Source organism: Proteiniphilum sp. X52 (assembly GCF_003712195.1).
In the GTDB taxonomy this organism is placed as follows: Bacteria; Bacteroidota; Bacteroidia; order Bacteroidales; family Dysgonomonadaceae; genus Proteiniphilum.
This window is the reverse complement of the sequence record NZ_RDSD01000002.1, coordinates 1-26,151: the sequence shown is the minus strand read 5'-3', so window position 1 is coordinate 26,151 and position 26,151 is coordinate 1. Positions and strand designations below refer to the sequence as shown.

The following is a 26,151-nucleotide window of genomic DNA, read 5'->3' as shown; positions in this document are numbered from 1 at the left end:
AAGAAAAATAACAATCATTATGCAATTAGGAAAATACAGTATAGGAGTAGGAGATAGGTTCACACACCAGGGAAAGGCGCAGTTGAGGGCTGTCATGAAAGCGAATGAGAAAGGAGGATTGGATATCAGTCCGGTATGGAACAAATCTAACAGGGAACATATCTATGTGGGCACACAACCGGCAGATACCCGCAGGGAGGCCGACGAGGCTGTCAGTGCCCTGGATTTCAAAGGGCTCTATTTTGTGGATGCCGACCATATCAATCTCAGCACGGTCGCTAAATATGTGGAGGTATCTGATTTCTTCACGTTGGATGTGGCTGCCTTTATCGGCAGTGAGAGCAGTCCGGAGGAAGTAGCCGCTTTTGTCGCTTCCTGTCAGAAATATATGGGCAGGTTGCAAATTCCCGGTATGGAGGAGCCTTTGAATGTGACCGAGGAGTTATTGCGTGGCATCGCCGCCCGATTCCTTGCCGCCACACAGCACGCATCGGAGATATATGCCTATCTGAAGAAGGAAAAGGGGGAAGGCAATTTCATCACGGAAGTTTCGATGGATGAGGTGGATTCGCCGCAGACGCCCGTGGAATTGCTTTTTATTCTGAAAATGCTGGCAGACAAGGGTGTGCCCGCCCAGACCATCGCACCCAAATTTACAGGCCGGTTCAATAAGGGGGTGGATTACGTGGGAGATCTGGCACAGTTTGCCAAAGAGTTTGAAGAAGATGTGCTTGTGATCGATTTCGCAGTGAAGGAATTCGGATTGCCGGAAGAGTTGAAGTTGAGCGTCCACTCGGGAAGCGATAAATTCTCCATCTACCCGGTCATGGCCGGTATCATTGCCAGGCATGACAAGGGATTACATCTGAAAACTGCCGGCACCACCTGGTTGGAAGAGGTGATCGGTTTAGCCGTGGCAGGAGGAGAGGGCCTTGCCTTGGCAAAAAAGATATATGAGAATTCATACAACCGGCAGGAAGAATTGTGCGGCCCCTATGCCGACGTGATTGATATCGATGGATCGAAATTGCCTTCCGTGGAAGAGGTAAACGGATGGACAGGAGAGAAATTTGCCAACACGCTCCGGCATATACCGGGACATCCTGATTACAATTCCAATTTCCGTCAACTCATTCATGTGGCCTATAAAGTGGCCGCGGAAATGGGAAGCGAATATACCGACCTGCTTGTCAAATATGCCGATGTAATCGGTGGATGTGTGGAAGAGAATATCTACGACCGGCATCTCAGGAGACTGTTTAATATATAGGGTAAGCTGGTGTCATGTTAAGCCTGTTTTGTCAATTGGTTCGTAAGAATCAGTCCTGCGGTTCGTAGGATATGAACAGAGAGGTCTGGCATTTTAACATTAGCATGGCACTGGATTCAATGAAGAAGATTTTAGAAGAAGATTTTACGGGAAATAAGGTTGAAAGATAGAACAGGTAGCCTATTTTTGCCGGATCATTAAATCAATAAATTATGTACGAATTATTTGATATTAAGGGAAAAGTGATTGTTATCACGGGTGGGACCGGAGTATTGGGTTCTTCCATGGTGGAGTATCTGGCCGCGCATGGTGCGAAAGTGGCGGTACTGGCGCGAAACAAGGCAAAAGGCGACGAACTGACACAAAAAGTAAAAACTGCCGGAGGGGACGCCATGTTTCTTCAAACCGATGTGACTGATGAGGTGGTGCTGAAGAGAAATGCGGAAGAAATCGCGGCCAAATACGGCAGGATAGAGGTGCTGATCAATGGTGCCGGTGGAAATATGCCGGGCGCGACCATCGGTCCCGACAATACTGTCTTCGATTTGAAAGCTGACGATTTCCGGAAGGTGGTCGATCTGAACTTGATGGGAACGGTTGTCCCCACACTGGTTTTTGCCGAATACATGGTCAGGGAGAAAAAGGGGAATATCGTGAATATCTCTTCCGCGTCAGCTTTACGTCCGCTGACACGTGTCGCGGGATATGGAGCGGCCAAAGCAGCAGTGACCAACTTTACCAAATATATGGCAGGCGAGATGGCTATTAAATTCGGGGAGGATTTTCGTGTGAATGCGTTGTGTCCGGGCTTTTTCATTACGGAACAAAACAGGACGTTGCTCACCAATCCCGACGGATCTTATTCTGCGCGGGGGAATACTATTATCGCACACACCCCTTTCCGCCGATTTGGAAATCCTGAAGACCTGTTAGGCACGCTCCACTATCTGGTGAGTGACGCTTCGAAATTTGTGACGGGAACGGTGGCAATCGTCGACGGAGGTTTCGACGCGTTCAGTATTTGATGGGATTTGGAATTTCATCATTTCAAGATTCCAGCATTCAATGCTTCATTGTCAATCGTCGATTATCGATTGTCCATTGAGTAAATCATCAAATTAAAAATCATCATATCAACCAAAATGTCTTTAACATTAAAAAAAGAATTCAAATATTCATTGGTGGTACCTACCAGTATGGGGGTACGTATTACGCCGGTAGACGCACAGCCGGTGCAGAGTGCCAATATGTTCCGCATGCAGGCGACCAGCGCGGAGACCAATGTGGCAAGTATCTCCTCCTATCTGGGTCTGCCTGTAAAGGTACTCACCACTTTCGTGAAAGATAGCCCGATCGCTGCTTTTATCAAGGCTGACCTGAGGGCGCGCAATATGGAGTACGAGGGGCCCGAGGTGCCCCAGGGCGATCCCTGGGGGTACCGGCATCAATTCAATATTGCCGACAGCGGTTTTGGATTGCGTGGCCCGCGGGTACAGAACGACCGGGCAGGTGAAGTGGGAAAAACGCTGAATGTGAAAGATTTTGATCTGGAACGGATCTTCGGCAAGGAAGGCGTACAAGTGGTGCACCTTTCCGGCCTTATTGCGGCACTTTCTCCCGACACAAGCAACTTCTGTCTCGAAATAGCGCGTTATGCCAAAAAGCAAGGTACGGTCATTTCTTTCGACCTGAATCACCGGGCTACCTTCTGGAAGGGCCGGGAAAAGGAGCTGAAAGAAGCCTTTACGGAGATTGTTTCTCTTTCCGATATAGTTATCGGCAATGAAGAGGATTTTCAATTGTGTCTCGGCGTGGAAGGGCCGAAAGCAGGAGGTGAAAATATTGGTGGAGCGCTGGATGCCTTCAAGGGGATGATCCTGAACGCGCATAAAGCGTTTCCCGGTGTTTCGGTCTTTGCCAATACGCTGCGTGAGGTGATTAGCGCCAATGAGCATCTCTGGGGTGCTATTGTTTATGAAAACGGGAAATGGCACGAAGCGCCGTTGCGTAGGATCAACGTGATGGATCGTATCGGTGGTGGCGACGGTTTCGTGGGCGGATTGCTCTATAGCATCCTGAAAGGGATGGAACCCGAAAAGTGGGTGCAGTTTGCCTGGGCAAGCGGTGCGCTGGCGACTACCTTCCTGACAGATTATGCCCAGCCGGCCGATGAGCAGGTGATATGGAGCATCTGGAAAGGCAATGCGAGAGTGGTCCGTTGAAGACCGGGGAGTTTTTAGCCATTTTTCGATGGATTTGGATTTTCATTCATTGAGATGTGGCGGGCCCCTGGAAAGAAATGAAAAATCGAAGGCGCGGAAAAGGGCAAGAAACAAGATGAAAGAGTGGAAAAACAAATGTGATATGATTTCTCGTAAAATTCAAAACAGTTTCTGAAATATAATATGCAATGAATAGAAAAGCAGATATCGGATTGATCGGATTGGCCGTGATGGGTGAAAATCTGGTCTTAAATATGGAAAGTAAGGGCTATACGGTGGCCGTGTTCAACCGTACGGTTGACAAAGTAGATGCGTTTGTCAACGGACGGGGAAAAGGGAAAAATTTTATCGGCGCGCACTCCCTGTGGGAGTTGGTCGAATCCTTAGAGCGGCCACGCAAAGTGATGATGCTGGTAAAAGCGGGCAAGCCCGTGGACGATTTTATCGAACAACTCATCCCGCTGCTTGAACCGGGCGATATTATTATCGACGGTGGGAACAGCCATTTCCCCGACACCATCCGCAGAACCAAATATGTGGAGGGTAAAGGATTGCTCTATATCGGTACCGGCGTTTCCGGTGGTGAGGAGGGAGCCCTCAAAGGCCCTTCGATGATGCCGGGCGGATCGCCGGAGGCGTGGCCTCATGTGAAAGAGATCTTTCAGGCGGTTGCCGCTAAAGTCGATGGGGGTGTTCCCTGCTGCGACTGGGTGGGAGAGAACGGTGCCGGCCACTTCGTGAAGATGGTCCACAACGGCATCGAGTACGGCGACATGCAGATTATCAACGAGGCATATCACCTGATGAAAGAACTGCTCGGCATGGATGCTTTTGAGCAGCATGAAGTGTTCAAAAGGTGGAACAGCGGCGTGCTGGACTCCTACCTGATCGAGATCACCACAGATATCATGGCATATAAGGATGAGGATGGAAGTCCATTGGTGGAAAAAATCCTTGATACCGCGGGCCAGAAAGGTACCGGTAAATGGACTGCCGTGACGGCGCTCGATCTGGGTATTCCCCTTACACTGATCGGCGAGTCGGTCTTCTCGCGCTGTCTCTCGGCTCAAAAAGATCTCAGGGTGAAAGCTTCGGAAGTCCTCTCCGGGAAAAAATCCGATTTCAAAGGTGACAGACCGCAATTCATCAATGACCTGGAGAAAGCGCTTTATGCCGCCAAAATTATCTCCTACGCACAGGGTTACGACCTGATGATGGAAGCAGCCAAAGAATATGGATGGAACCTTAATTACGGAGGTATCGCGCTGATGTGGCGCGGCGGTTGCATTATCCGCTCCCGTTTCCTGGGAGATATCAAAAAGGCGTTCGATAACAATCCTTCGTTGGAAAACCTGTTGCTCGATGGGTTCTTCAAAGAAGCCGTGCTATCGGCGGAGGAAAGCTGGCGCAGGGTTTGTGCCACGGCGTTGCAGAACGGGATCCCCGTGCCGGCACTTACTTCGGCGTTGTGTTATTTCGATGGGTTCCGCAACTCACGTCTCCCGGCAAACCTTTTGCAGGCACAGCGTGATTACTTCGGTGCGCACCAGTATGAACGGATAGACAGGCCTCGCGGCGAGTTCTTCCATACCGATTGGACAGGACGCGGGGGAAACACTGCCTCTACCACGTATGAAGTTTGATAATGTATGAAGTTTGATAATTGATAATTGACAATGGAGAATGGACAGTTGAGAATTAATATCCCAAATCTTAAATCCGACTTCCCAAATCCTACAAATTTTTCACTATTAATTATTCACTTTTCACTTAAAAAGGATGATCTATTACGAAAATGGTTCTCCCACGACTGCTCTTTCTCATGATGATCTGAGGAGTGGATTGTATGAAGCACTGCGGAAATTAGGCGGACGGCGGAAAGTGCTTGCCGTTCCGCCCGATTATACCCGCCTGCCCAGTCGTGCCGGTGAACTGACCGAGATCGCGTGGGAATATTATGGTGAGAAACTTACCGACATCCTCCCTGCTTTAGGCACCCATACCCCCATGACCGAGGGACAGATCGATCATATGTTCGGGAAGACCCCTAAAGGACTTTTTCGAGACCATGACTGGCGGAATGATGTGATCACCTTGGGTGAGGTGCCGACCGAATACATACGTGACATCTCGGAAGGGAAAGTCGATTTCTCCTGGCCGGCACAAGTAAACAGGTTGCTGGTAGAAGGCGGTTTCGACCTTATCCTCTCTATCGGACAGGTAGTACCCCACGAGGTGGTGGGGATGGCCAACTACAACAAGAATATCCTGGTCGGCACCGGCGGGAGTGAAGGGATCAACAAGAGTCATTATATAGGGGCGGTATATGGCATGGAGCGGATGATGGGTAAATCGGATACTCCGGTAAGGCGTGTATTTAACTATGCGACTGAAAAGTATTTGAAAGCACTGCCCATTGTGTATGTCCTGACTGTGGTAGGGGTAAATTCCGAAGGAGCGCAGCAGACCTACGGCCTGTTTGTGGGGGACGATTCAGAGGTGTTCGACCGCGCAGCCCAACTCTCTTTGCAGGTCAACTTCGTGATGGTGGAAAAACCATTGAAGAAGGTGATCGTATGGCTCGATCCTGCCGAATTTAAAAGCACCTGGTTAGGGAATAAATCGATCTACCGCACACGGATGGCTATTGCCGACCGGGGTGAACTGATCGTGCTGGCCCCGGCATTGAAAGAATTCGGAGAAGACAAAGTTATTGATTTGCTGATCCGTAAATATGGCTATTTCGGAACGGATTATACTTTGAAAGCGGTATCCCAAAACCGGGAACTAAGGGATAATCTGGGTGCGGCAGCACATCTTATTCACGGATCTTCTGAAGGGCGTTTTTCCGTCACCTACTGTCCCGGCAAAGAGGCCTGGAATCTTACCCGGGAAGAAATAGAGAGCGTCGGTTTCCATTGGGGCGATATCGATGAGATTATGCAGAAGTATGATCCTTCGCGCCTCAAAGAGGGCTTCAATATGCTCGACGAGGGAGAGGAGGTCTACTATATTTCAAGTCCCGCGCTCGGTTTGTGGGCACATAAAGACCGGTTTGCATAATTCTATAACTCCATATATACATATCATGACAACGAGAAGAGAATTTATCAGAAACGCGGCTCTGGCATCCGCAGGGCTTGCCATGGGCGGCATATCGACTACAATGAGTGCCGCCAGTTACAGTAGGGTTGCAGGTGCCAATAAAAAGGTGAATCTGGCCCATATCGGTATTGGAAACAGGGGATGGGAAATCATCAACGATTTCGACAAGACGGGATTGGCCAACGTGGTTGCCCTTTGTGACGTTGATTTGGGAGCTGAACATACCAAGAAGGCACTCGACAAGTTTCCAAAGGCAAAACGGTTCAAAGATTTCAGGGAAATGTTCGACAAGATGGGTAACGAGATTGAGGCAGTGGCTATTGCCACGCCCGACTTTGCCCACTTCCCGGCGGTAATGATGTCGATGGCCGAAGGTAAACATGTTTACGTGGAAAAACCCCTGACCCGTACTTTTCATGAGTCGGAACTGCTCCTGAAAGCGGCAAAGAAGTATCCGAATGTGGTCACCCAGATGGGTAACCAAGGCCATTCGGAGGCCAACTACTTCCAGTTTAAAGCTTGGAAAGAGGCTGGTATTATCAAAGATGTGACGGCTGTCACGGCGCATATGAACAACCCGCGCCGCTGGCACGGATGGGATCCCAATATCAAAAAATTCCCCGCTGCCGAACCTATTCCCGAAACATTGGACTGGGATATATGGTCGATGGCACAGCGATACCATGACTACAACAAGGATTTCCATTACGGACAGTGGCGCTGCTGGTATGATTTCGGCATGGGAGCCTTGGGCGATTGGGGCGCGCATATTATCGACACGGTGCACGAATTCCTCGATCTGGGTCTACCGGAAGAAATCACTCCATTGAAACTAAAAGATCATAACGATTATTTCTTCCCGATGTCGAGCACCATAGAATTCAAGTTCCCGGCACGGGGCACCATGCCGCCGCTGGTTATCACCTGGTATGATGGTCTGGACAATATCCCGTCTGTTCCCGACGGATACGGTGTGTCGGAACTCGATCCCAATATTCCTTCCGTGGGAGGTGGAAAGATACAACCGGCCAAGTTGAATCCGGGTAAAGAGATCTATAGCAAGGAGCTTACCTTCAAGGGCGGATCGCATGGCAGCACGCTAAGCATCATTCCGGAAGAGAAGGCGAGGGCTATGGAGAAACAGCTCCCCGAAGTGCCGAAGAGCCCTTCCGACCATTTCGCCAATTTCTTACTGGCTTGCCAAGGCAAGGAGAAAACACGTTCCCCGTTTGAGATATCTGCCCCATTGAGCCAGGTGTTTTGCCTGGGTGTGGCGGCACAGCGGCTAAACCGTAAGATTGTGTTCGACCGCAATACCAAGAGGGTGACCAACGATGCCTTTGCGGATGCTTACCTCATCGGAGAGCCACCCAGAAAAGGATGGGAAGATTTTTATAAGATTTAAATTTTAGAGTCAACAGTCAAGTCGGGAAAATCCCCACTTCTAATTTCTAACTTCAACAAACAAAAGCAATGATGAAAAAAATAGTAATAACAGCTATGGTGGCGATAGTAACCATTTCTGCATGGGGGCAGGAACCGAAATGGGAAAACCTGTTCAATGGGCGTAACCTGCGCGGATGGGAAAAACTGAACGGTACTGCGGAATACAAAATAGAGGACAATGCCATCGTCGGTATTTCAAAAATGAATACTCCCAATACATTCCTCGCCACAAAGAAAATGTATGGCGATTTTATCCTGGAGTTTGAGTTCAAGGTCGACGAGGGTCTGAATTCCGGTGTCCAGTTCCGGAGTAACAGCCTGAAAGAGTACCAGAACGGTCGTGTCCATGGTTACCAGTTCGAAATCGATCCTTCCTCCAGGGCATGGACGGGCGGTGTCTATGATGAAGCGCGTCGCGGATGGCTCTACCCAATGAACTACAATCCGGAAGGGCAGAAAGCATTCAAAACCGGAGAGTGGAACAAAGCCCGCATCGAGGCTATTGGCAGCTCTATCCGTACATGGGTGAACGGCGTTCCCTGCGCCGACCTGCTGGATAATACCACACCATCGGGTTTTATTGCCCTGCAGGTGCATTCTATCGGTAATGCCGGCCTGGAAGGAAAGAGTGTCGCCTGGCGCAATATCAGGATACTTACACAAGATCTGGAGCGGTTTAGAACCCCTGAAAATGATAAAGTCAAGCAGATCAATGCCATCGCCAATACGATCTCTGAACGGGAAGCGGCGGAGGGATGGAAGCTGCTGTGGGACGGCAAGACCACCGAAGGATGGAGAGGTGCGAAATTGGATCATTTTCCCCAAAAAGGATGGTCTATCGATAACGGTGTGCTGAAAGTGCATAAAAGCGGTGGAGGCGAATCCACCAACGGAGGCGATATCGTTACTACCCGCCCCTACAAGAACTTTATGCTGAAAGTAGATTTCAGGATTACTGAAGGTGCTAATAGCGGGATTAAATATTTTGTGGATACCAACCTGAATAAAGGGGAAGGATCGGCTATCGGTTGTGAATTCCAGATACTGGACGACAAGAGCCATCCCGATGCAAAACTCGGTGTGGAAGGCAACCGTACACTGGGTTCGCTCTACGACTTGATACCCGCGCCCAAGGATAAACCTTTCCGTGGCGGATTCTTCAATACCGCCATGGTGATTGTCAAGGGGAATCATGTGGAGCATTGGCTCAATGGCGTCAAGATCATCGAATACCAACGGAACAACCAGATGTGGGAGGCACTGGTGAACTACAGCAAATACAAGGACTGGCCTAATTTCGGCAATGCCCAGGAGGGATTGATTCTCCTGCAGGATCATGGTGATGAGGTATGGTTCCAGAACATCAAGATAAAGGAACTGGATTAGTGCCATTCCTGCCTCAAGCGCAAGAAAGAGGAGAACTTGTTCCTGAAAGAAGGGAGTTTGTTCTCCTTATTTCATACGACAACAATAGTGGCTACCCACTTGAAACAGTTTCTTCGTTTCCGGAGAATCGGGCAAGGAGTAGCCCTGCATTGCAGGAATAGACAAGCCCGGTCAGGGGAATTCTTCTTTTAAAGTTTCGACCCATTTTGTCAGGCGCTCCTCGGTCAGATCGTACTCATTATCCTCGTCGATGGGAAGACCTACCCAAAAGCCATCCATCACAGCGGTGGAATCGTCGTAAGTGTAGCCTTCATCAGGGACACGTCCCACAATCTCGGCCTTATCACTTATCTCGTCATAGACCACTTTCATCGATTCGGCAAAACTGGTCGAGTAGGAAGCACTGTCACCCAGGGCGAAAATGGCGACCTTTTTTCCGGTGAAATCCATTCCGGCAAAACTCGGGAGAAATCCGTCCCAATCGTCCTGCAGATCACCGATCCCTGTCGTGGAGGTGCCTAATACGAAGTAGGGATAATCTTTTATTTCATCAATGGAGACATGCTCCACATTGTATAGGTCCGCGTTTCCGTCGAACAGGTCCTGCACCTGCCTTGCCACAGATTCTGCGTTCCCGCCGGATGAACCGTACAGAATAGCTATTTTATTCATAATTCTTGTAATGACTTTTTGGGATCTATTGATTAACAACTTACAATGAAAATTGTTTGTCTGTGTGTGGTGCAAATCGCTTTTCTTATGTCGGTTTCTTTTGCGGATAAAGGGAAAAATACTACTTTTGCATTTCTTTCCGGCTCTGTAGTTCAATGGATAGAATAGCGGTTTCCTAAACCGTAGATCCGGGTTCGATTCCCGGCGGAGCTACTTAAAACCCTGTCCTTACAAAAGACAGGGTTTTTGATAGCTCTCTTACGGCAAAACATACATTTGCGATGTCAATGTCCTGCAAGGGTTCCATAAAGAGGGGAGAGCGTTACAAGTTCCGGTTTATCACTTTGTTTTTCCCGCTTCCTGTTGTTCTGTCGCTCCTTTTGCTTTGCCCTGTGTGCCGTCGTTGTACACTTCTTGTTGCCCGATTTTCATGGTTCCATCGTACTTGCTGCCCATTTCTACTTCCAACAAATCCGAAACGATATCGCCTTGGACCGATCCGGTAGTTTTTAAAACCAGTTCTTTACTTTTCACAGAGCCTTTGATATGTCCGAAGATAATGATATGATCGCTTTCCAAAAAACCTTCTACATTTGCTTTTTCTCCCAAGATGATGCCTTGTTTTGACGATATGTTTCCTTCCACTTTGCCGTCGATCCGGACAATGCCGTCACCGTGAATATCCCCTTTGAAAACCATGTCGTTACCGACTACGGTGGTGATAGGCAGGGAATCCAACTTTGAAACCCCGATATCCTTTTTTCTCTCTTCTTTAGCCATAAATTTCTTCCTCTTCATCAATACCTATGTATTTTTTAGGGTTGATTCTCTTCCTGTTATAAATAATTTCATAATGTAAATGTGAGCCCGTGCTCCTGCCGGAATTGCCCATCAATCCGATAAATTGTCCGCTCCGCACATAATCACCTTTCTTCACATGGATCTGCCAGAGGTGCGCGTACAACGTTTGGAGATTCTTATCGTGTTCAATGATCACGCATCTCCCGTATCCGCCTTTGTATCCGGCAAAAGTAACTATCCCGCAACCGGTGGTTTTAATGCTGTCTCCCACCTGGCCTTTAAAATCTATGCCCCCATGAAACTCCGTGTTCTTTCCCGTGAACGGGTTACGGCGATACCCATATTCCGAAGTTATTTTTCCGTCAAATGGTTTGCCTATCGGCACCGAGTTTAAGGTTTCCTCCAACCCCAATACCTGCTTTTGATAAAAATCGGCAAAATCATTGATATTTGTGATGTCAAATTCAGTGCTTATCCCCCCCATATTGTCCATTTTCAACTTTTCCAACCCCCTGTCCTGAAGGAATGAGTTGATCCGGTACATCCCCGAATCGATGGAGGCAAAAGCGGTGAGGGCTTTCTGGAGATCGATCCGGTTCCGGATATAATTGGCCCTGTCCAGCCTTTCCTGATAAACCCGACTGGTATTCTGATAGATCAGAAAACCGGAAACCAGGATAAAACAGATGATAAGCAATGAGAGAAATGCCGCATATTTCCGCCAGTGGATAATGATGTGAGTGGGTACCTGACGGACTTTGCTGGTCTTCTCCCTGGAATTAACAATTAGAACTGAGGTCTTATGTTTCATTGCTACACTTTACCAGTTTTAAGTGAATTACGGCAAGAACAATCCGGTAAAAAAATGTATCTATACTTAAACGTATTGATTATAAGCGCATTGTGTTCAGCCTTCGTGGCGTGATCATTTTATCGCACGCTATTGAAAAAATACCTGACAGTCAAGCAAAAATAACAATAAATATTTGAATAAGATTTTATTTACGATTTTTTAATCGATGTTTTCTGTCGATTTTTAAGTTAAACTATACGATTATTTCGCAAAAATTATTTGCTCCAACAGGACGCGGAAGAATTGCCGCGCCTCAGCCTGTTTAGAACAAAAAGAACTAAATATGCTAATAAACAGATGTTTGTCGTGTATGCCAAGGCGACATATAAAAAAAATCGATAAGTGATATTGTAACGAGAAAATTACTTTAATAATGTTGTCAAAACAAAAAATATACTAACAGTCTATCCTGGCGGTTGGCTATGGGTTTGAAATGGGTGAAACTAAAGAGGAAACCTTGCGAAACTTGAAAAAACAATTATCTTTGTGCCTTATTATTCAATGACATTAAATATTTTTCACGCTCGGTAAAACAACTGACGACAAACCGAAGCCAAAAACAAATTTGTTTGGATTTCGGTGAGGCGCAAGGGAAGAAAAAGAAAATGTTTATTTAAACCGCTCACGATCATGAACTATAGCAAGTTATTCATTTTTTTCAGTGTTATTTCAATGGCATTTCTGGTTTCCTGTAACGGGAAAAGCAGCGGTGAAGCCGAATGGGTACAGCTCTTTAACGGTAAAGATATGACCGGATGGACACCGAAAATTACCGGATATGAAATGGGAGATAATTTCGGAAATACCTTCCGGGTAGAAGATGGAATGATCAAAGTGCGCTACGATGGGGGCTATGATTCATTTGATAACCGGTTCGGACACCTGTTCTACAAAGATCAGTTCTCGCACTATAAGCTTCGTGTTGAGTATCGTATTGTAGGAGAGCAATGTCCGGGGGCACCCGGTTGGGCATATAAAAACAGCGGCATCATGATCCACGGACAGACACCCGGATCGATGGAGAAAGGTCAGGATTTCCCTACTTCCATCGAGGTGCAGTTGCTGGGCAGCGACTCCCTGGTGGAGCGTACCAATATGAATGTATGTACGCCGGGCACCCATATAGTCATGGACGGCGAGTTGATTCTGGATCATTGTGTCAACTCCTCTGCCGGTTATTTTTACGGAGAGGATTGGATTACCGCCGAAGTGGAGGTGAGGGGCCACGAAGTGATCAGGCATATCGTCAATGGCGATACCGTGCTTCAGTACTCTCAGCCGCAACTCGACGAAAGGGACGCCACTTATGCCAAGCTGGTTGAACTCAATGGTGGCGACAAAATGCTGAGCCGTGGCACTATCTCCCTGCAGAGCGAGGGACATCCTATCGACTTCCGGAAAGTGGAGATCATGATACTGGAAGAGTAAATCACAAACTACTGATATCCTCTTTCACTGTGCCTTCACGGAGCACTGAAAAATAATTAGCAGGGTCCGGTGACAAACCGAAACCAAAGAAAAAACCCGCCTCATAGCTGAGAAGCGGGTTTTTTATGGACAAAGGACGACGAATACGCCGTGAAAATTAACCGTTAGGCAAATTCCCAATAACTTGTCAGTCTAATTGCGGTCCTGAAGGGATCAATGCTATGGCAGCATCGTTGTCGCAATATTGTTTGAAGTTTTCGATATACATGGCGGCCAGTTTCTTGGCTTTGGCTTCCCATTCGCTCTTGTCGGCGTAAGTATTACGCGGGTCGAGGATGTCGGAAACGCCTTCCAGTTTTGCGGGAGCCGTCAGGTTCATGATCGGGATGTGTACCTTTTCCGCATTTTCGATTGAACCGTCGATGATCGCGTCGATGATGGCGCGGGTATCTTTCAGAGAAATACGTTTTCCTGTTCCGTTCCAGCCGGTATTCACCAGATATGCTTTGGCGTTGTGCTGGTTCATCTTTTCAACCAATGTTTTTGCATACACAGTGGGATGCAGCGTGAGGAACGCTTCTCCGAAGGCGGGAGAGAAGGATGGCTGCGGCTCGGTGATGCCACGCTCGGTGCCTGCCAGTTTGGAAGTAAATCCGCAGAGGAAGTGGTACTGTGCCTGGTTGTCGTCGAGGATAGACACCGGAGGCAATACGCCGAATGCGTCGGCCGACAGGTAGATGATTTTGTTGGCGTGACCGGCCCGTGAGGGAAGAACGATCTTGCTGATGTGGTAGATAGGATACGAAACGCGGGTGTTCTCAGTCGTGGAACCGTCAGCGAAATCGATATTACCTTCATCATCCACAGTTACGTTTTCCAGAAGCGCGTCGCGGCGGATAGCCCGCCAGATGTCCGGTTCGTTTTGTTCGCTCAGGTTGATCACTTTTGCATAACAACCCCCTTCGTAGTTGAATACTCCATGTTCATCCCATCCATGCTCGTCGTCTCCGATCAGGTAACGTTTCGGGTCGGCCGACAAAGTGGTTTTTCCTGTTCCGGACAGACCGAAGAATACCGCCACGTCGCCATCTTCGCCCACGTTGGCAGAGCAGTGCATCGAAGCAATTCCTTTCAACGGCAGATAGTAGTTCATCAGGGCGAACATGCCTTTTTTCATTTCACCGCCGTACCAGGTGCCGCCAATGACCTGCATTCTCTGGGTAAGGTCGAACAGCGTGAAGTTCTCAGAGTTCAGTCCCTGCTCTTGCCATTTGTCGTTGGTCACTTTCGAACCGTTCAAGCATACGAAATCGGGCTCACCGTAGTGGGCCAGCTCGTAGTGTGAGGGACGAATGAACATATTGGTCACGAAGTGGGCCTGCCAGGCCACTTCCATCACGAAACGCACTTTCATGCGTGTGTCGGCGTTGGTGCCGCAGAAAGTGTCCACTACATAGAGTTTTTTTGCTTTGGAAAGCTGGTTGGCCACCAATCCCTTGCAGTAGTCGAATGCTTCACGGGTACAAGGACGGTTGATAGTGCCATCCCACCACAGTGTGTCTCTTGTGATGTCATCTTCAACGATGAATTTATCTTTGGGAGAACGGCCGGTGAATTTGCCGGTGTAAACGGCTGTGGCGCCGCTCTTCGTTAATTTAGCTCTCTCGAAACCTTCGTTCGCCGGATTCATTTCATCCTGGTAAAGCGTCTCGTAGGAAGGATTATGAACGACTTCAAAATCGCCCGTAATGCCATACTTGCTCAAATCTAAATTTGCCATTTTGATAAAATTTGGGTTTAATATTATGAAAGAAAAAAACTTGCATGTGGACTAACCTAAAAACAGGCATACAAAAATATACAAATTCTTTTAAACAGGAAAATAATTAAAGAAATTTTTCTTTAATTGGGTGTTTTTTATCCGCGGATCTGCTTTTCAACAAAAAAAGAGGGTGAAAAGTTTAGCCAAGCAGAGAAAATCATTACCTTTGTTTTCCGGAAATAATTACTTCGTCCAGTCGGTAGCGGAACAATCCCGTCGAGTCAACCGAGCCGAGGATAAGCTTGCTTATGCTGTCTCTTGCGTGAATTGGAAATATTTGTTCCACACCGTGATAAGCTGGAAGAGATAAAATTGATTTATAAAAATGGAAGTAAACAACTTTTCGGACAGTAACTCTTTACTTAACTCTTTTATCCGTGAAATAAGGGATGTCACCATTCAGAACGACCGGCTCCGTTTCCGCCGAAACATAGAACGGATCGGTGAGATCATGGCTTACGAAATCAGTAAAGGATTCCATTACAAGAAAATTGAAGTAAGCACCCCGCTTGATATGGCTGAGGTGAGTGTGCCGGAAGAGGATATTGTAATCGCTACTATTCTCAGGGCCGGACTTCCGTTCCATCATGGCATGTTAAATTATTTCGACGGAGCGGAAAATGCATTCGTCTCCGCATACAGGAAATACAAAGAGACCGGCCATCAGTCGTTCGACATCCATATCGAATATATCGCGTCGCCCTCGATAGAGGGGAAAACCTTGATCCTGGTCGATCCGATGCTGGCGACAGGAACCAGTATGGAGTTAACCTACAGGGCGCTGCTTACCAAAGGTACGCCGGCAAATATCCACATAGCCACGATCATTGCCAGCAGACAGGCGATAGACTATTGCATCGCCAATTTTCCTGAAGAGAAAACAACTATCTGGGCTGCCGCCATTGATCCCGGCCTGAATGAATCGTCCTATATCGTGCCGGGTATCGGGGATGCGGGTGACCTTGCCTACGGTGAGAAGATTTAATCATAAAAATTTTTTTCGAACGCTTTGAATTCACCTTTTTTCAAAATCAACCGTTTCCATAGGGCGGATAAAAAACCTGTGCCATAGCCCGTCAATTGGATCCAGGCTGCTGCTATACTGTAAAGCGCCACGCCGGATGATCCGTTTTTTATGAGGGAGTCGATGAAGACCAGTAGCGAGTAAGACAGCGGAATAAGAAGAAACGGAGGGTGGATGACCGACAGGATCAGGGTTAATGTCATACCGGTGACAAAAAAGGCGGGTAACAGATGTACTGTCTTCAGTGATCCGGGGTGGGCAAGATGCAGGTTGATACGCGCTATGCCAGAATTATACACCTGCTTGAAGAATTGCCCGAAGGTGCTCCTTCGTTTGTGGTAGACAAAAGCACCGGGGATAAGTGCCGTCCGGAAGCCGTTGCTGAGTAATCGCAGGCTAAGGTCGATATCCTCTCCAAAGCGCATAGAACCATATCCTCCTATCCTATCGAATGCTTTTTTGGAAACTCCAAAATTGAAACTCCGGGGATTGAATTTCTCCAAAGACCTTTTACTGCCGCGAATTCCGCCGGTGGTAAAGAAAGAGGTCATGGAGTAATTGATCGCTTTTTGTATTGTGGTGAACGTAGGGTGTGCGGCGTCGGGGCCCCCATAAGCATCGGCGTACTCCTCACGGAGGGCCTGGGAAACAGTCCCTATGTAACCGGGGGGTATGATGCAATCCGAGTCGAAGAAGATGAGATAATCGTATTTTGCCCGGGCCGCACCCGCATTTCTGGTAAGGCCCGGCCCGGAATTGGGCTTCTCGAAGTAAGTAAGATCGAGTTTATCGCGATATTTTGTCACTACGGCATCGCTTTTTCGGGTAGACCCATCCTCAACGATTACTACTTCAAATCGTTTGTCTGTTTGTTCACAGAGGCTTGCAAGAAGTTCGTCCACTTCATCAGGACGATTATAGAGAGGTATAATAATTGAAAAAAACATAATATCCACCCGTTTATTCAACGCAAAGCTAATTATTTTATTTTATTTTCCCATTACAGGCCATCGATCTCTTCTTATTCTCTCACTTTTTAAGCCTCGACCTGATTCCTCTTATATCTTTTTCTTCTCAGATACTGTTTAGAATTGCACGAGAAATCATATCACACTTGTTTTTCCACTCTTTCATCTTGTTTTTTGCCCTTTTCCGCGCCTTCGAATTTTCATTTCTTTCCAGTGCACCGCCACATCTCAATGAATGAAAATCCAAATCCATCACAAAAAATGGCTAAAAACAATGGATGAAAAAATTCAAAACAGTCTTCCACTTCCGGATTTCTCGTTTAAAAACAAAAAACAGTTAAATAAATGTGAAAAATAATTGAATATATAAAAAAATAGAATATCTTTGTCCTTCTGAATAAATATTGTTTTTTGGCAAGTTGCGAAAAGATGGCAGAGTATCAGTAAAAATGAGAGAAGAGAAGTGGTTGGTGTATGGTAAGGTTTTGTAAAATAGCTGTTTACTTACTTGTTTTATATTCCGTCGTATCCTGTAAAAATGGGGATGGGATGCTCATCAGGGGGGAGATTTCGAATTTGGAAAATCCCTATATCCTGGTCACCTTTCTTTCTGCCGATACGCTTGCCATCGATACCATCACTGTGGATGGAAAAGGAAAGTTCAATTACAAAAGTCAGATCGATACACTTACCTCCTTTTCGCTCTATCTGAATAATTACGAGAGCGCTGCCGTGGTTTTTGCTGATAAGGGTCAGACCCTGAAAGTGAAAGGAGACGCGTTATTGCCGGATCTCATTGAGGTGAACGGAAATGAGATTAATAATGATCTCACGCTGTTCAAGACGGAAAACCGGGAATTGCTTGCCCAACGCGGTCAGTTGTTGCTTAACCTGAGTATGGAATCGCAGTGGGACACTATCGGCAATAAGTCAGTCATCCGTCATGATGAGATTGCCAAGTTGCAATTACTCAATCACGAACTGATATCACAAGCTGAAGAATTTATAAAAAAGAACCCCGCGAGATTCTCCAGTCTTATCCTTATCAATAATTTTTTCATAAACAGTGACAATCCCCAGGCGCTGGAACGTGTACTGGCGTATTTACAGGGAAATGTGACCCATACTCCGTTCGCAGCCCGGTTGAGATCCTATTCTGAAAAGATCAACCGTTCGGCTGAAGGGGTGCGTATGCCCTATTTTATGCTTAAAGATAAAGAGGGCGGAAATATTTATTCTCATGAGTTTAATGGGAAATATCTGCTGCTCTCTTTCGTTTCCACAGCGGGAATCGAGTCACGCGAAACGATCGATCTGCTGAAAGAAGCTTACCGGCAAGTCAATAGGGACAGCGTGGAGTTCCTGACTGTGTACATCGATTCGGATATCTATCCGGTGGAATATGTGGAGAATGATTCCATTCCCTGGAGGGTGGTTCCCGAGAAAAGAAGTTGGGGTTCGGATATCGTGGAGGCGTACAATGTGCAATATATACCCTTCAATATTCTGATCACCCCTGACGGCCATATCAAAGTGCGCAATATTCCCGCGCAGGGAGTAGCGAATGCGATCAGAAATTCTTCCGAGGAGTAACCGCGAAAAAAAGACTTGGTAACATGCTGGTCAAATTGTTTGGAGCGGCTGTGCAAGGTATCGATGCAACGCTCATTACCATTGAAGTGAACTGTTCAAGAGGGATCAGGTTCATGCTGGTAGGCCTGCCCGACACTTCCGTGAAGGAAAGTCATGAACGCGTCGTATCCGCCATTGAAGTGAACGGGCTGAAATTCCCGCGTCAACAGATCGTTATCAATATGTCGCCTGCCGATATCCGGAAGGAAGGTTCGGCTTACGACCTGCCACTGGCCGTCGGTATCCTCGCCGCCTCCGGCTCCGTGGCTTCCGCCAGGCTGGGTGATTACCTGATGATGGGTGAATTGTCGCTCGACGGAACCATTCTCCCTTTAAAGGGAGGGCTCCCTATCGCATTGATGGCGAGGGAGAACGGATTCAAAGGGTTTATCCTGCCTGTGGCAAATGCGAAAGAGGCAGCCGTAGTAGAGGGATTGGAGGTTTATGGAGTAAACAATATCCGCGAGGTGGTCGCTTTTTTTAACGGTGAAGAGAAGTTGCAACCTACAACGGTCGATTTGCGGAAAGAGTTTTTGGAAGGGCGCTCTTCTTTCGCGTTCGATTTTTCCGATGTAAAGGGACAGGAGAATGTGAAGCGGGCGTTAGAGGTGGCTGCTGCCGGAAGCCATAACGTTATTATGGTTGGTCCGCCGGGATCCGGCAAGTCGATGATGGCAAAACGAATGCCCTCTATCCTGCCTCCTTTTTCGTTGGAAGAGGCGTTAGAGACGACGAAGATACACAGTGTGGCAGGAAAGACCGGCCTGGGCAGTTCCCTCATGACCAACCGTCCCTTTCGTTCACCCCACCATACTATCAGCGATGTGGCGATGGTGGGAGGAGGTTCATACCCCCAACCCGGTGAAATAAGCCTGGCACATAATGGCGTGCTTTTTCTCGACGAGTTGCCGGAGTTCAGTAGAAATGTGCTTGAAGTGATGCGACAGCCGTTGGAAGATCGTAAGATCACTATATCACGCGCCAAATTCACGGTAGATTATCCTGCCGGATTTATGCTGGTGGCGGCGATGAATCCCTGCCCCTGCGGCTACCATAATCACCCCGACAAAGAGTGTGTATGCCCTCCCGGGGCGGTGCGAAAATATCTCAACAGAGTCTCCGGACCACTTCTCGACCGGATTGATATCCAGATAGAGATAGTGCCGGTTCCGTTCAAAAAGATCTCCGACAGCATACCGGCGGAACGGAGCGCGGATATCTGCAATAGGGTTGTGAAAGCAAGGGAGATTCAGTTGCACCGCTTCAGAAACAGGAAAGGTGTCTTTTGTAATGCCCAGATGAACGGAAGGATGTTGCGTGAATATGCCTCACCCGACCAAAAAGGGATGAAATTGCTACAGGCAGCGATGGAAAGACTCCATCTATCCGCCCGTGCCTACGACCGTATACTGAAAGTATCCCGAACTATTGCTGATCTCGACGGGAGTCAACAGGTGCAACCCCCGCACTTGGCGGAGGCGATCAACTACCGGAATCTCGACAGGGAGAATTGGGCGTTGTAAGGTGGAAAGGTGGGAAATTGAAACGCGCCTTCCCGCTTTCCCACTTTTTCACTTTTTCTCAAAATGATGATCGTCGTGGAATTTTGTAAAGGAGTGTCCCCATCGGAAACCGAGTCTGCGGAACTCTTCCACTACCGGGTGACCGGGATAGAGGGTGCCGTTTACCGTGGTGTCCAGTACCGCTCCTTGGGGTTTGTTGGGACGATCTTCTGTTTTCCATCGTAAAGGATTGAACCGCGGGTTGATGTCAATGGCCATCCCCGTCGCATGTTTGGAATATGCAATGTCGCGGTAGCAGAAGCTGTAACTGTTATTATCCTCCATTGACAGACTGTCGTTCCAGCCGTATTTTACAATAGGGATTGCCTTCTCAATGACGAAACCTTTGTCAAGCATGAACCTGAAAATCTTCTTGATATCATTTGCTATTGTCTTGTTGGAAAGGATCTGCCCGCAATGGATCTTTCCGTCGGTGGAGAGATACACTACCCCGAAAAGGGTTAATTGATTGATAATGCCCGGGGGTGCTTTGGTACCGGCGATCGCTTCTTCAAAACTATAATCGGCATCGATGATGGTATCATTCCCTGCCGATGTCGTCTCAGCGACTTCCAAGGTATCGTGAAACCAGTAGTTTCGAGTTGTGCCGGCAATTTCAGAGGGTTGTCCGCACCCTGCCGTCGTATCTCCGCTCCCTGTCAGCGGTCGTTTGTCTCTTTTGCACTCAGTGCATGAATAAAAAAAGCAGAGGATGGAAAAAAGGGAAAGAATGATTTTCATCGAGGACGATTTTTATGGCTTTTCCTGTTCGACTTTTTCCTGAAGAGGCGACCCGATGAAACGGACTGTTAACTCAGTTCCAGTCCGAACTCATCGGAAAGTTTTTGGAGTGAAGGGTTTTGTTGTACCATCTCGTCGAATATCTCACGGGAAGTCAGCGGTTTTTTAATGGCATTCACCTCTGAGATCCTGATGGTCATGGTGATATCGCCATTGTTTAATTTCTCCCTCAGGAAAGAGAGAAGCGCGATACTGTGGTCGGTGAGGTATTGCTTGTTAAGCTCCGTATTCACTTCCACTTCGAACAGCGTGTCGCTTAGCATTCTGGGATGATAGAGCGTCATGGTATTCTTGAGAAGTTTCTCTTCATCCAGGTTGTTTGCATATTCCTTCCAAGCGTTTATCAGCTCATTCTCGGTGAAGAGATTGTTTCCATTGTGCTGTTGCATGTCCGTAGCGGAGGAGGAGGTCTCTTCTTCTTTCTTATTTGAGATGGAGGAAAGTGACACGCCCATCCCCGCGAGGGAAACCGTTCTCTTTTTCAGTGTCGCGGCTGCTTCAGCAGGCTTACGTATGCTGCTTGCTGCCGGTTTCTGCACATCGGGTTCAGTTCCTGAAACATCTTTTTTTCTGGAGTCATCTTCTTTTGCGGAGTTTGTCTTTTTTTGCGAGGTGTCTTCTCTGTCAGAGATTTTTTCCTTTTCGGGAGCCCTCTCTTGTCGGGTATCTGTTGGTGTCGGTTTTTCTTTCGGGGTTATCGGTTCAATGGTTCTTTTTTTTTCCGTTTTTAAGGCGGATGCGCCATCCGGAGTAGATAGCTGGCATAGCCTTATCAGCGTCAGTTCTAACAGGAGTCGTTTGTTCTTGCTAAGCCGGTAGTTCAGGTCGCATTCATTCGATATTTCAATGGCCTGATACAGGAATTGGTTGCTGCACCTTTGGGCCATTGCGATGTATCGCTCACGGATGGAGGCCCCTACCTGGAAGAGCTGTGCGGTCAAAGGATCCCTGCATACCAGCAGATCGCGGAAATGATTGGAAATACCACTGATAATGTATTGTCCTTCAAAGCCCCTGTTGAGGATATCGTTCAATATCAGCAGGCAGTCCACCACATTGCCGTCAAGGATGGCGTCGGACAACCTGAAATAATATTCATAGTCGAGTACATTCAGGTTTTCAATCACAGCCTGGTAAGTGATGTTCCCTCCGGTATAGCTCACTGTCTGGTCGAAGATGGAGAGCGCGTCGCGCATCCCCCCGTCTGCTTTTTGAGCGATGATGTTCAACGCTTCCGCTTCAGTCTTTACCCCTTCCTGACCGGCCACATATTGCAGATGGGCGACCGTATCGGCAATGGTGATGCGGTTGAAATCATATACCTGGCAACGCGACAGGATAGTAGGGATAATCTTCTGTTTCTCCGTAGTGGCAAGAATAAAGATGGCATGTGCCGGCGGCTCTTCCAGTGTTTTCAGGAAAGAGTTGAAAGCTGCCTGGGAAAGCATGTGCACCTCGTCGATGATGTACACCTTATATCTCCCTATCTGTGGTGGGACACGCACCTGGTCGATCAGGCTGCGGATATCATCTACCCCATTATTGGAGGCGGCATCCAATTCGTGGATGTTATAGGAGCGCTGTTCGTTGAACGCCACACACGATTCGCATTGGTTACATGCCTCATGGTCCACAGCGGGGTTGAGGCAATTGATGGTTTTCGCGAAAATGCGGGCACAGGTGGTCTTGCCCACCCCTCGCGGCCCGCTGAACAGGTAGGCGTGTGCCAGCTTATTACCGGCAATCGCATTTTTCAGCGTGGTGGTGAGGGCCTCCTGTCCCACTACTGACTTGAATGTGGAGGGTCTGTATTTTCGCGCGGAAACAACAAATGTGTCCATAGCTCTATTGGGCAATTATTCTACAAATATAATGAAAGTCGGGAGGCAAGCCAAGCTTGTTTGAGCTTGCCCGAGACGCATCTTATATTCTACAAATATACGAAAAATATTCTGAACTTGTCTGTCGGTCATCTCCCATCTTCTTTTATGAGAAAATGGTATTTTTGCCCGTATGTGTGGTTTTAAAAAGAAAATCATGTAATTTTGAGGTGTAATCGAACTACTTCTGAAAAAATAGTCTGTTATAATTGAACATATAGAAAATGAAACATATTTTTTCAATCATAGTGTTGGCGGGGGCGATGCTGATAGTTGGCTTTTCCTGTCTCTCCAGTAAAAAAGCGCGGACGGAAGCCCCTGACGAGAAAACCGCGCAGGTGCAAACCATCGTGCATGACACGTTTATTCTGCCCCAGATACCTGAAATGATGAAAGATCCCCAGGAGAGGGCTAAATATTTGGTAATGCATTACTGGGACAGGTTTGATTTTGCCGATCGTAGTCTGATCCAGCGGCCGGAAATTACGGAGCAGGCTTTTGTGGATTATATCAATATCCTCGGTTACGTGCCCCGGGAAAATGCAGATGTTTCAGTTGTATATACGTTACAGAAGGCAGCGGTCGATACAATGATGTATGTGCATTTTACGGAATTATTTGAAAAATATCTCTACGATCCAAATTCCCCTTTTCGCAACGAGGAGTATTATTTACCGGTATTGCAGGAGATGGTGAGCTCACCGTTGCTGACGGAAGAGAAACGGTCGCGCTATGGATTCCAACAAGAAATGTCCAGACAGAACCGTGTTGGGGAGAGTGCCAATGATTTTACATATACGGTCTCTTCGGGACAATCATTCCGCCTGTATGACCTCAAGAGTGAATATACGCTGGTGATGTTTACCAATCCCGGCTGTTCTACCTGTGCCGCGGTGACAGAGCGCCTCAGGGAGTCTGCAGAGTTGAAGGATGCGATGGCTTTGAACAGCCCGACACGTACCATGCTCACCATTCTCGCCCTTGTTCCCGATAGTGATCCGGAAGAGTGGAAGGCACATCTCTCCGAGATACCTGCCCAATGGATATATGCATATGATAAAAGCGGAGAAATTACAAAAAGGAGATTGTACGATATTAAAGCGTTTCCCACCCTTTATCTGTTGAACAAGGAGAAAAAAGTGATCCTGAAAGATACCTCCATAGAGGCGGTTGAGTCATTTTTCTCTGTTCGTTAGTGTATGCAAAAGCCGTCGTCTTGGCCAAGCTTTCGGGTGGTTATGTAATTGACTTATAATCAAGCCTTTATTTTTAACCAGACATTGATATTAACATTTAGAAATATTTTTTTTGGCAAAATAGTTTCCCGATAGGAAAAAGTGACGTACTTTTGCAAGCCTAAGAATGAGACTTTTAGCGAAAAGTCGTATAGTTAATGGATTTAGTCTGCTGCGTGAAGCAATGGCTTTATCTGAGTATTAATCTAACTAAATTTTTATGAAGTACTTGAGCTTTTGCCTTGTATCGGTGGTGGCATTCGTGTTATCATCCGGTTCGGTAAAAACAGCGTTGCCTTCCACGGGTTATCATCCGGGAGAGATGATCCCTGATATTGTTTTGACGGATTCGGAAGGTAATTACCGTAACCTGGGCGATTATAAAGGCAAAAAAGTGGTGGTCAATTTTTGGGCCACTTACCATGCCCAATCCAGAGCGAACAATGTTCAACTCTATAACTATCTGCAAAATAGCAATAGTGATGTTGAATTTGTTTCAGTGGCTTTCGATGAAAACAGGAATGTTGTGGAAAGAACATTGATTATGGATAGGCTGGAGAATATATCTCAATTCTATGAGATAAGTGGGACCGGTTCAGAGACCCATAAAGATTTCAAACTGGACAGGGAGTTCCGTAACTACTTAATAGATGAGAACGGAGTAATCATCGCGATGAATATCACTCCCGAAGATTTGAAAACAATCCTTTAAGTTTTTATAATGAATTAAAAACGGGCATCGAAATATAATTCGGTACCCGTTTTTTGTACGTCGGGCATGGTATTAAACTGGCAGGGTGTAAGTCCCTGTATGTGCCGAGCCAGCTAGGAAACATTAGCGAATGACAAGGGTGTCAGGGGTGACCCTGAATCTGAAGGAAGTCATCAGCAAATCTGAAGTACTGACGAACAGAAATTCGATATAAGGCTCATCCGAGGGGGCAACCGGGCAATGGATCGGGAACACCCAGGCTCTTCAATAATCTTCATAAGTTCTCTAACTTCTTTCCCTGCAATCCCGGCTTTTGCTTGTCGCTCTTCCTTAGTTATCTTTTCCTCGCTTACGGGCTTACTATTGGAACGGTCACTATCACAAGAAGCAAATAATAAGATGGAAAGAATCGGTATGACAAATAAGATTTTTAATAGGAAAAAATTAGTTTTCATAATAAACTAATTTTAAAATGTTTAATAAATGGTTTGTAAAGTGATGTTATTATATAACAACGCAGATGAAAAAATGTTTGTTAAGTGTTTGATATACAAAGCGTGATTTGTCGTTGGGGTGAGGAGGATTTTATAATTTTTTTCAATCAGTTACCAATATGTTCGGGCGTTTGCCTACCTGCCCGGGCTTTCCGTTGCAATCTTTAAATTACTTACCTTTCGATGTATAGGTTAATCGAAATTTTTATTGCAACAATTAGTATTAATCAATTAAAAAACATTACATTTGCGTATGAAAAAAGAATTTGGTAAATGGTTGATGGATATTGCTAAATATATGACAACGGCAATTTTGTTGTCAACTGTTTTTAGTGAAATCCAAAACATTTGGGTTTATCTATCTGTTATTTTAGCAGTAGTTATTACACTCGTATTAGGTTTATTGCTTGTGCAAGATAAAAAGAAAGGAGAGAAATAATGGCAACAATTTTAATTTCAAGTGCTGTATCTTTGATAGCAATAGTCGGTTTTATTTATTTTACAGTACAGGACAGAAAACAAGATAATCGACCACATAGTGAGCAATCAAATAAAAATTAATTAGAAAAAGGTAGGGAGCAATCCTTACCTTTTTCTGTTTATTAATTAAGTTCTACCATTTATCGAGTGGTAGATTTTTTTGTACGTCGGGCATGGTATTAAACTGGCAGGGTGTAAGTCCCTGTATGTGCCGAGCCAGCTAGGAAACATTAGCGAATGACAAGGGTGTCAGGGGTGACCCTGAATCTGAAGGAAGTCATGCAAATCTGAAGTACTGACGAACAGAAATTCGATATAAGGCTCATCCGAGGGGGCAACCGGGCAATGGATCGGGAAC

General features: G+C 46.7%; 21 protein-coding genes and 1 tRNA gene. 15 read left to right on the top strand and 7 right to left on the bottom strand.

Annotation, left to right across the window (positions count from 1 at the left end; genetic code table 11):
* Nucleotides 1–19: 19 nt before the first annotated feature.
* The 7 genes from D7D25_RS02550 to D7D25_RS02520 all read left to right on the top strand — a co-directional run bounded on the left by D7D25_RS02550 (nucleotide 20) and on the right by D7D25_RS02520 (nucleotide 9,429).
* On the top strand, nucleotides 20–1,270 hold the full coding sequence (locus D7D25_RS02550) for a tagaturonate epimerase family protein (RefSeq protein WP_122967400.1): 1,251 nt from the start codon (nucleotides 20–22) through the stop codon (nucleotides 1,268–1,270).
* Nucleotides 1,271–1,482: 212 nt separating this feature from the next.
* A complete protein-coding gene (locus D7D25_RS02545) occupies nucleotides 1,483–2,295 on the top strand; it encodes an SDR family oxidoreductase (RefSeq protein WP_122967399.1) in 813 nt (270 codons plus the stop codon).
* A gap of 117 nt (nucleotides 2,296–2,412) precedes the next feature.
* The gene (locus tag D7D25_RS02540) at nucleotides 2,413–3,492 is read left to right on the top strand and encodes a sugar kinase (RefSeq protein ID WP_122967398.1); all 1,080 of its coding nucleotides are present in this window, start codon (nucleotides 2,413–2,415) and stop codon (nucleotides 3,490–3,492) included.
* 188 nt (nucleotides 3,493–3,680) lie between these two features.
* The gene (gene gnd, locus D7D25_RS02535) at nucleotides 3,681–5,135 is read left to right on the top strand and encodes a decarboxylating NADP(+)-dependent phosphogluconate dehydrogenase (protein ID WP_122967397.1); all 1,455 of its coding nucleotides are present in this window, start codon (nucleotides 3,681–3,683) and stop codon (nucleotides 5,133–5,135) included.
* Nucleotides 5,136–5,271: 136 nt separating this feature from the next.
* Complete coding sequence (locus D7D25_RS02530; protein WP_122967396.1) at nucleotides 5,272–6,555, top strand: lactate racemase domain-containing protein; 1,284 nt, start codon at nucleotides 5,272–5,274, stop codon at nucleotides 6,553–6,555.
* A 25-nt stretch (nucleotides 6,556–6,580) separates the two neighbouring features.
* Entirely contained in the window at nucleotides 6,581–8,002 is a 1,422-nt protein-coding gene (locus tag D7D25_RS02525) for a Gfo/Idh/MocA family oxidoreductase (protein ID WP_122967395.1), read from the top strand.
* A 95-nt stretch (nucleotides 8,003–8,097) separates the two neighbouring features.
* The gene (locus D7D25_RS02520) at nucleotides 8,098–9,429 is read left to right on the top strand and encodes a DUF1080 domain-containing protein (RefSeq protein WP_370453823.1); all 1,332 of its coding nucleotides are present in this window, start codon (nucleotides 8,098–8,100) and stop codon (nucleotides 9,427–9,429) included.
* 171 nt (nucleotides 9,430–9,600) lie between these two features.
* Here D7D25_RS02520 and D7D25_RS02515 read toward each other — a convergent pair whose 3' ends face one another.
* Nucleotides 9,601–10,101 (bottom strand): flavodoxin, encoded by a 501-nt coding sequence (locus D7D25_RS02515; RefSeq protein WP_122967394.1) that lies wholly within the window; start codon nucleotides 10,099–10,101, stop codon nucleotides 9,601–9,603.
* A 141-nt stretch (nucleotides 10,102–10,242) separates the two neighbouring features.
* On the opposite strand from D7D25_RS02515, the gene D7D25_RS02510 reads away from it, so the two are divergent.
* Nucleotides 10,243–10,314, top strand: a tRNA-Arg gene (locus tag D7D25_RS02510).
* Nucleotides 10,315–10,440: 126 nt separating this feature from the next.
* On the opposite strand, the gene D7D25_RS02505 is transcribed toward D7D25_RS02510, so the two are convergent.
* Together D7D25_RS02505 and D7D25_RS02500 are read right to left on the bottom strand one after the other, a co-directional pair.
* Nucleotides 10,441–10,899, bottom strand: coding sequence for a polymer-forming cytoskeletal protein (locus D7D25_RS02505; protein WP_122967393.1), 459 nt, complete (start codon nucleotides 10,897–10,899; stop codon nucleotides 10,441–10,443).
* Nucleotides 10,874–11,713, bottom strand: a complete 840-nt coding sequence (locus D7D25_RS02500) for a M23 family metallopeptidase (RefSeq protein ID WP_122967392.1) — start codon at nucleotides 11,711–11,713, stop codon at nucleotides 10,874–10,876. Before D7D25_RS02500 ends, D7D25_RS02505 begins: the two co-directional genes overlap by 26 nt.
* A gap of 714 nt (nucleotides 11,714–12,427) precedes the next feature.
* On the opposite strand from D7D25_RS02500, the gene D7D25_RS02495 reads away from it, so the two are divergent.
* Nucleotides 12,428–13,183 (top strand): DUF1080 domain-containing protein, encoded by a 756-nt coding sequence (locus D7D25_RS02495; RefSeq protein WP_255417149.1) that lies wholly within the window; start codon nucleotides 12,428–12,430, stop codon nucleotides 13,181–13,183.
* Between the two features lie 187 nt (nucleotides 13,184–13,370).
* On the opposite strand, the gene pckA is transcribed toward D7D25_RS02495, so the two are convergent.
* Nucleotides 13,371–14,963 (bottom strand): phosphoenolpyruvate carboxykinase (ATP), encoded by a 1,593-nt coding sequence (gene pckA / locus D7D25_RS02490; RefSeq protein ID WP_122967390.1) that lies wholly within the window; start codon nucleotides 14,961–14,963, stop codon nucleotides 13,371–13,373.
* Nucleotides 14,964–15,330: 367 nt separating this feature from the next.
* Between pckA and upp the strand changes: the two genes are divergently transcribed.
* Complete coding sequence (gene upp, locus D7D25_RS02480) at nucleotides 15,331–15,990, top strand: uracil phosphoribosyltransferase (RefSeq protein WP_122967388.1); 660 nt, start codon at nucleotides 15,331–15,333, stop codon at nucleotides 15,988–15,990.
* Here upp and D7D25_RS02475 read toward each other — a convergent pair.
* Entirely contained in the window at nucleotides 15,987–16,976 is a 990-nt protein-coding gene (locus tag D7D25_RS02475) for a glycosyltransferase family 2 protein (RefSeq protein WP_122967593.1), read from the bottom strand. The genes upp and D7D25_RS02475 overlap by 4 nt on opposite strands.
* Nucleotides 16,977–17,546: 570 nt before the next feature.
* Here D7D25_RS02475 and D7D25_RS02470 point away from each other — a divergent pair.
* Nucleotides 17,547–18,590, top strand: coding sequence for a thioredoxin family protein (locus D7D25_RS02470; protein ID WP_158602517.1), 1,044 nt, complete (start codon nucleotides 17,547–17,549; stop codon nucleotides 18,588–18,590).
* A 23-nt stretch (nucleotides 18,591–18,613) separates the two neighbouring features.
* Nucleotides 18,614–20,152: a YifB family Mg chelatase-like AAA ATPase gene (locus D7D25_RS02465; RefSeq protein WP_122967386.1), complete on the top strand. Its 1,539-nt coding sequence runs from the start codon at nucleotides 18,614–18,616 to the stop codon at nucleotides 20,150–20,152.
* Between the two features lie 48 nt (nucleotides 20,153–20,200).
* Here D7D25_RS02465 and D7D25_RS02460 read toward each other — a convergent pair whose 3' ends face one another.
* Nucleotides 20,201–20,932 carry a M15 family metallopeptidase gene (locus D7D25_RS02460; RefSeq protein ID WP_122967385.1) on the bottom strand — a complete coding sequence of 244 codons (732 nt, stop codon included), beginning with the start codon at nucleotides 20,930–20,932 and terminating at the stop codon, nucleotides 20,201–20,203.
* A 68-nt stretch (nucleotides 20,933–21,000) separates the two neighbouring features.
* Nucleotides 21,001–22,833, bottom strand: a complete 1,833-nt coding sequence (locus D7D25_RS02455; RefSeq protein WP_122967384.1) for a DNA polymerase III subunit gamma/tau — start codon at nucleotides 22,831–22,833, stop codon at nucleotides 21,001–21,003.
* Between the two features lie 263 nt (nucleotides 22,834–23,096).
* Here D7D25_RS02455 and D7D25_RS02445 point away from each other — a divergent pair, with 263 nt between their 5' ends.
* The 3 genes from D7D25_RS02445 to D7D25_RS02430 all read left to right on the top strand — a co-directional run bounded on the left by D7D25_RS02445 (nucleotide 23,097) and on the right by D7D25_RS02430 (nucleotide 25,752).
* Nucleotides 23,097–24,068 carry a DUF5106 domain-containing protein gene (locus D7D25_RS02445; protein ID WP_122967382.1) on the top strand — a complete coding sequence of 324 codons (972 nt, stop codon included), beginning with the start codon at nucleotides 23,097–23,099 and terminating at the stop codon, nucleotides 24,066–24,068.
* 259 nt (nucleotides 24,069–24,327) lie between these two features.
* On the top strand, nucleotides 24,328–24,819 hold the full coding sequence (locus D7D25_RS02440; protein WP_122967381.1) for a TlpA disulfide reductase family protein: 492 nt from the start codon (nucleotides 24,328–24,330) through the stop codon (nucleotides 24,817–24,819).
* 747 nt (nucleotides 24,820–25,566) lie between these two features.
* Complete coding sequence (locus tag D7D25_RS02430; protein ID WP_122967379.1) at nucleotides 25,567–25,752, top strand: DUF6722 family protein; 186 nt, start codon at nucleotides 25,567–25,569, stop codon at nucleotides 25,750–25,752.
* Nucleotides 25,753–26,151: the final 399 nt, after the last annotated feature.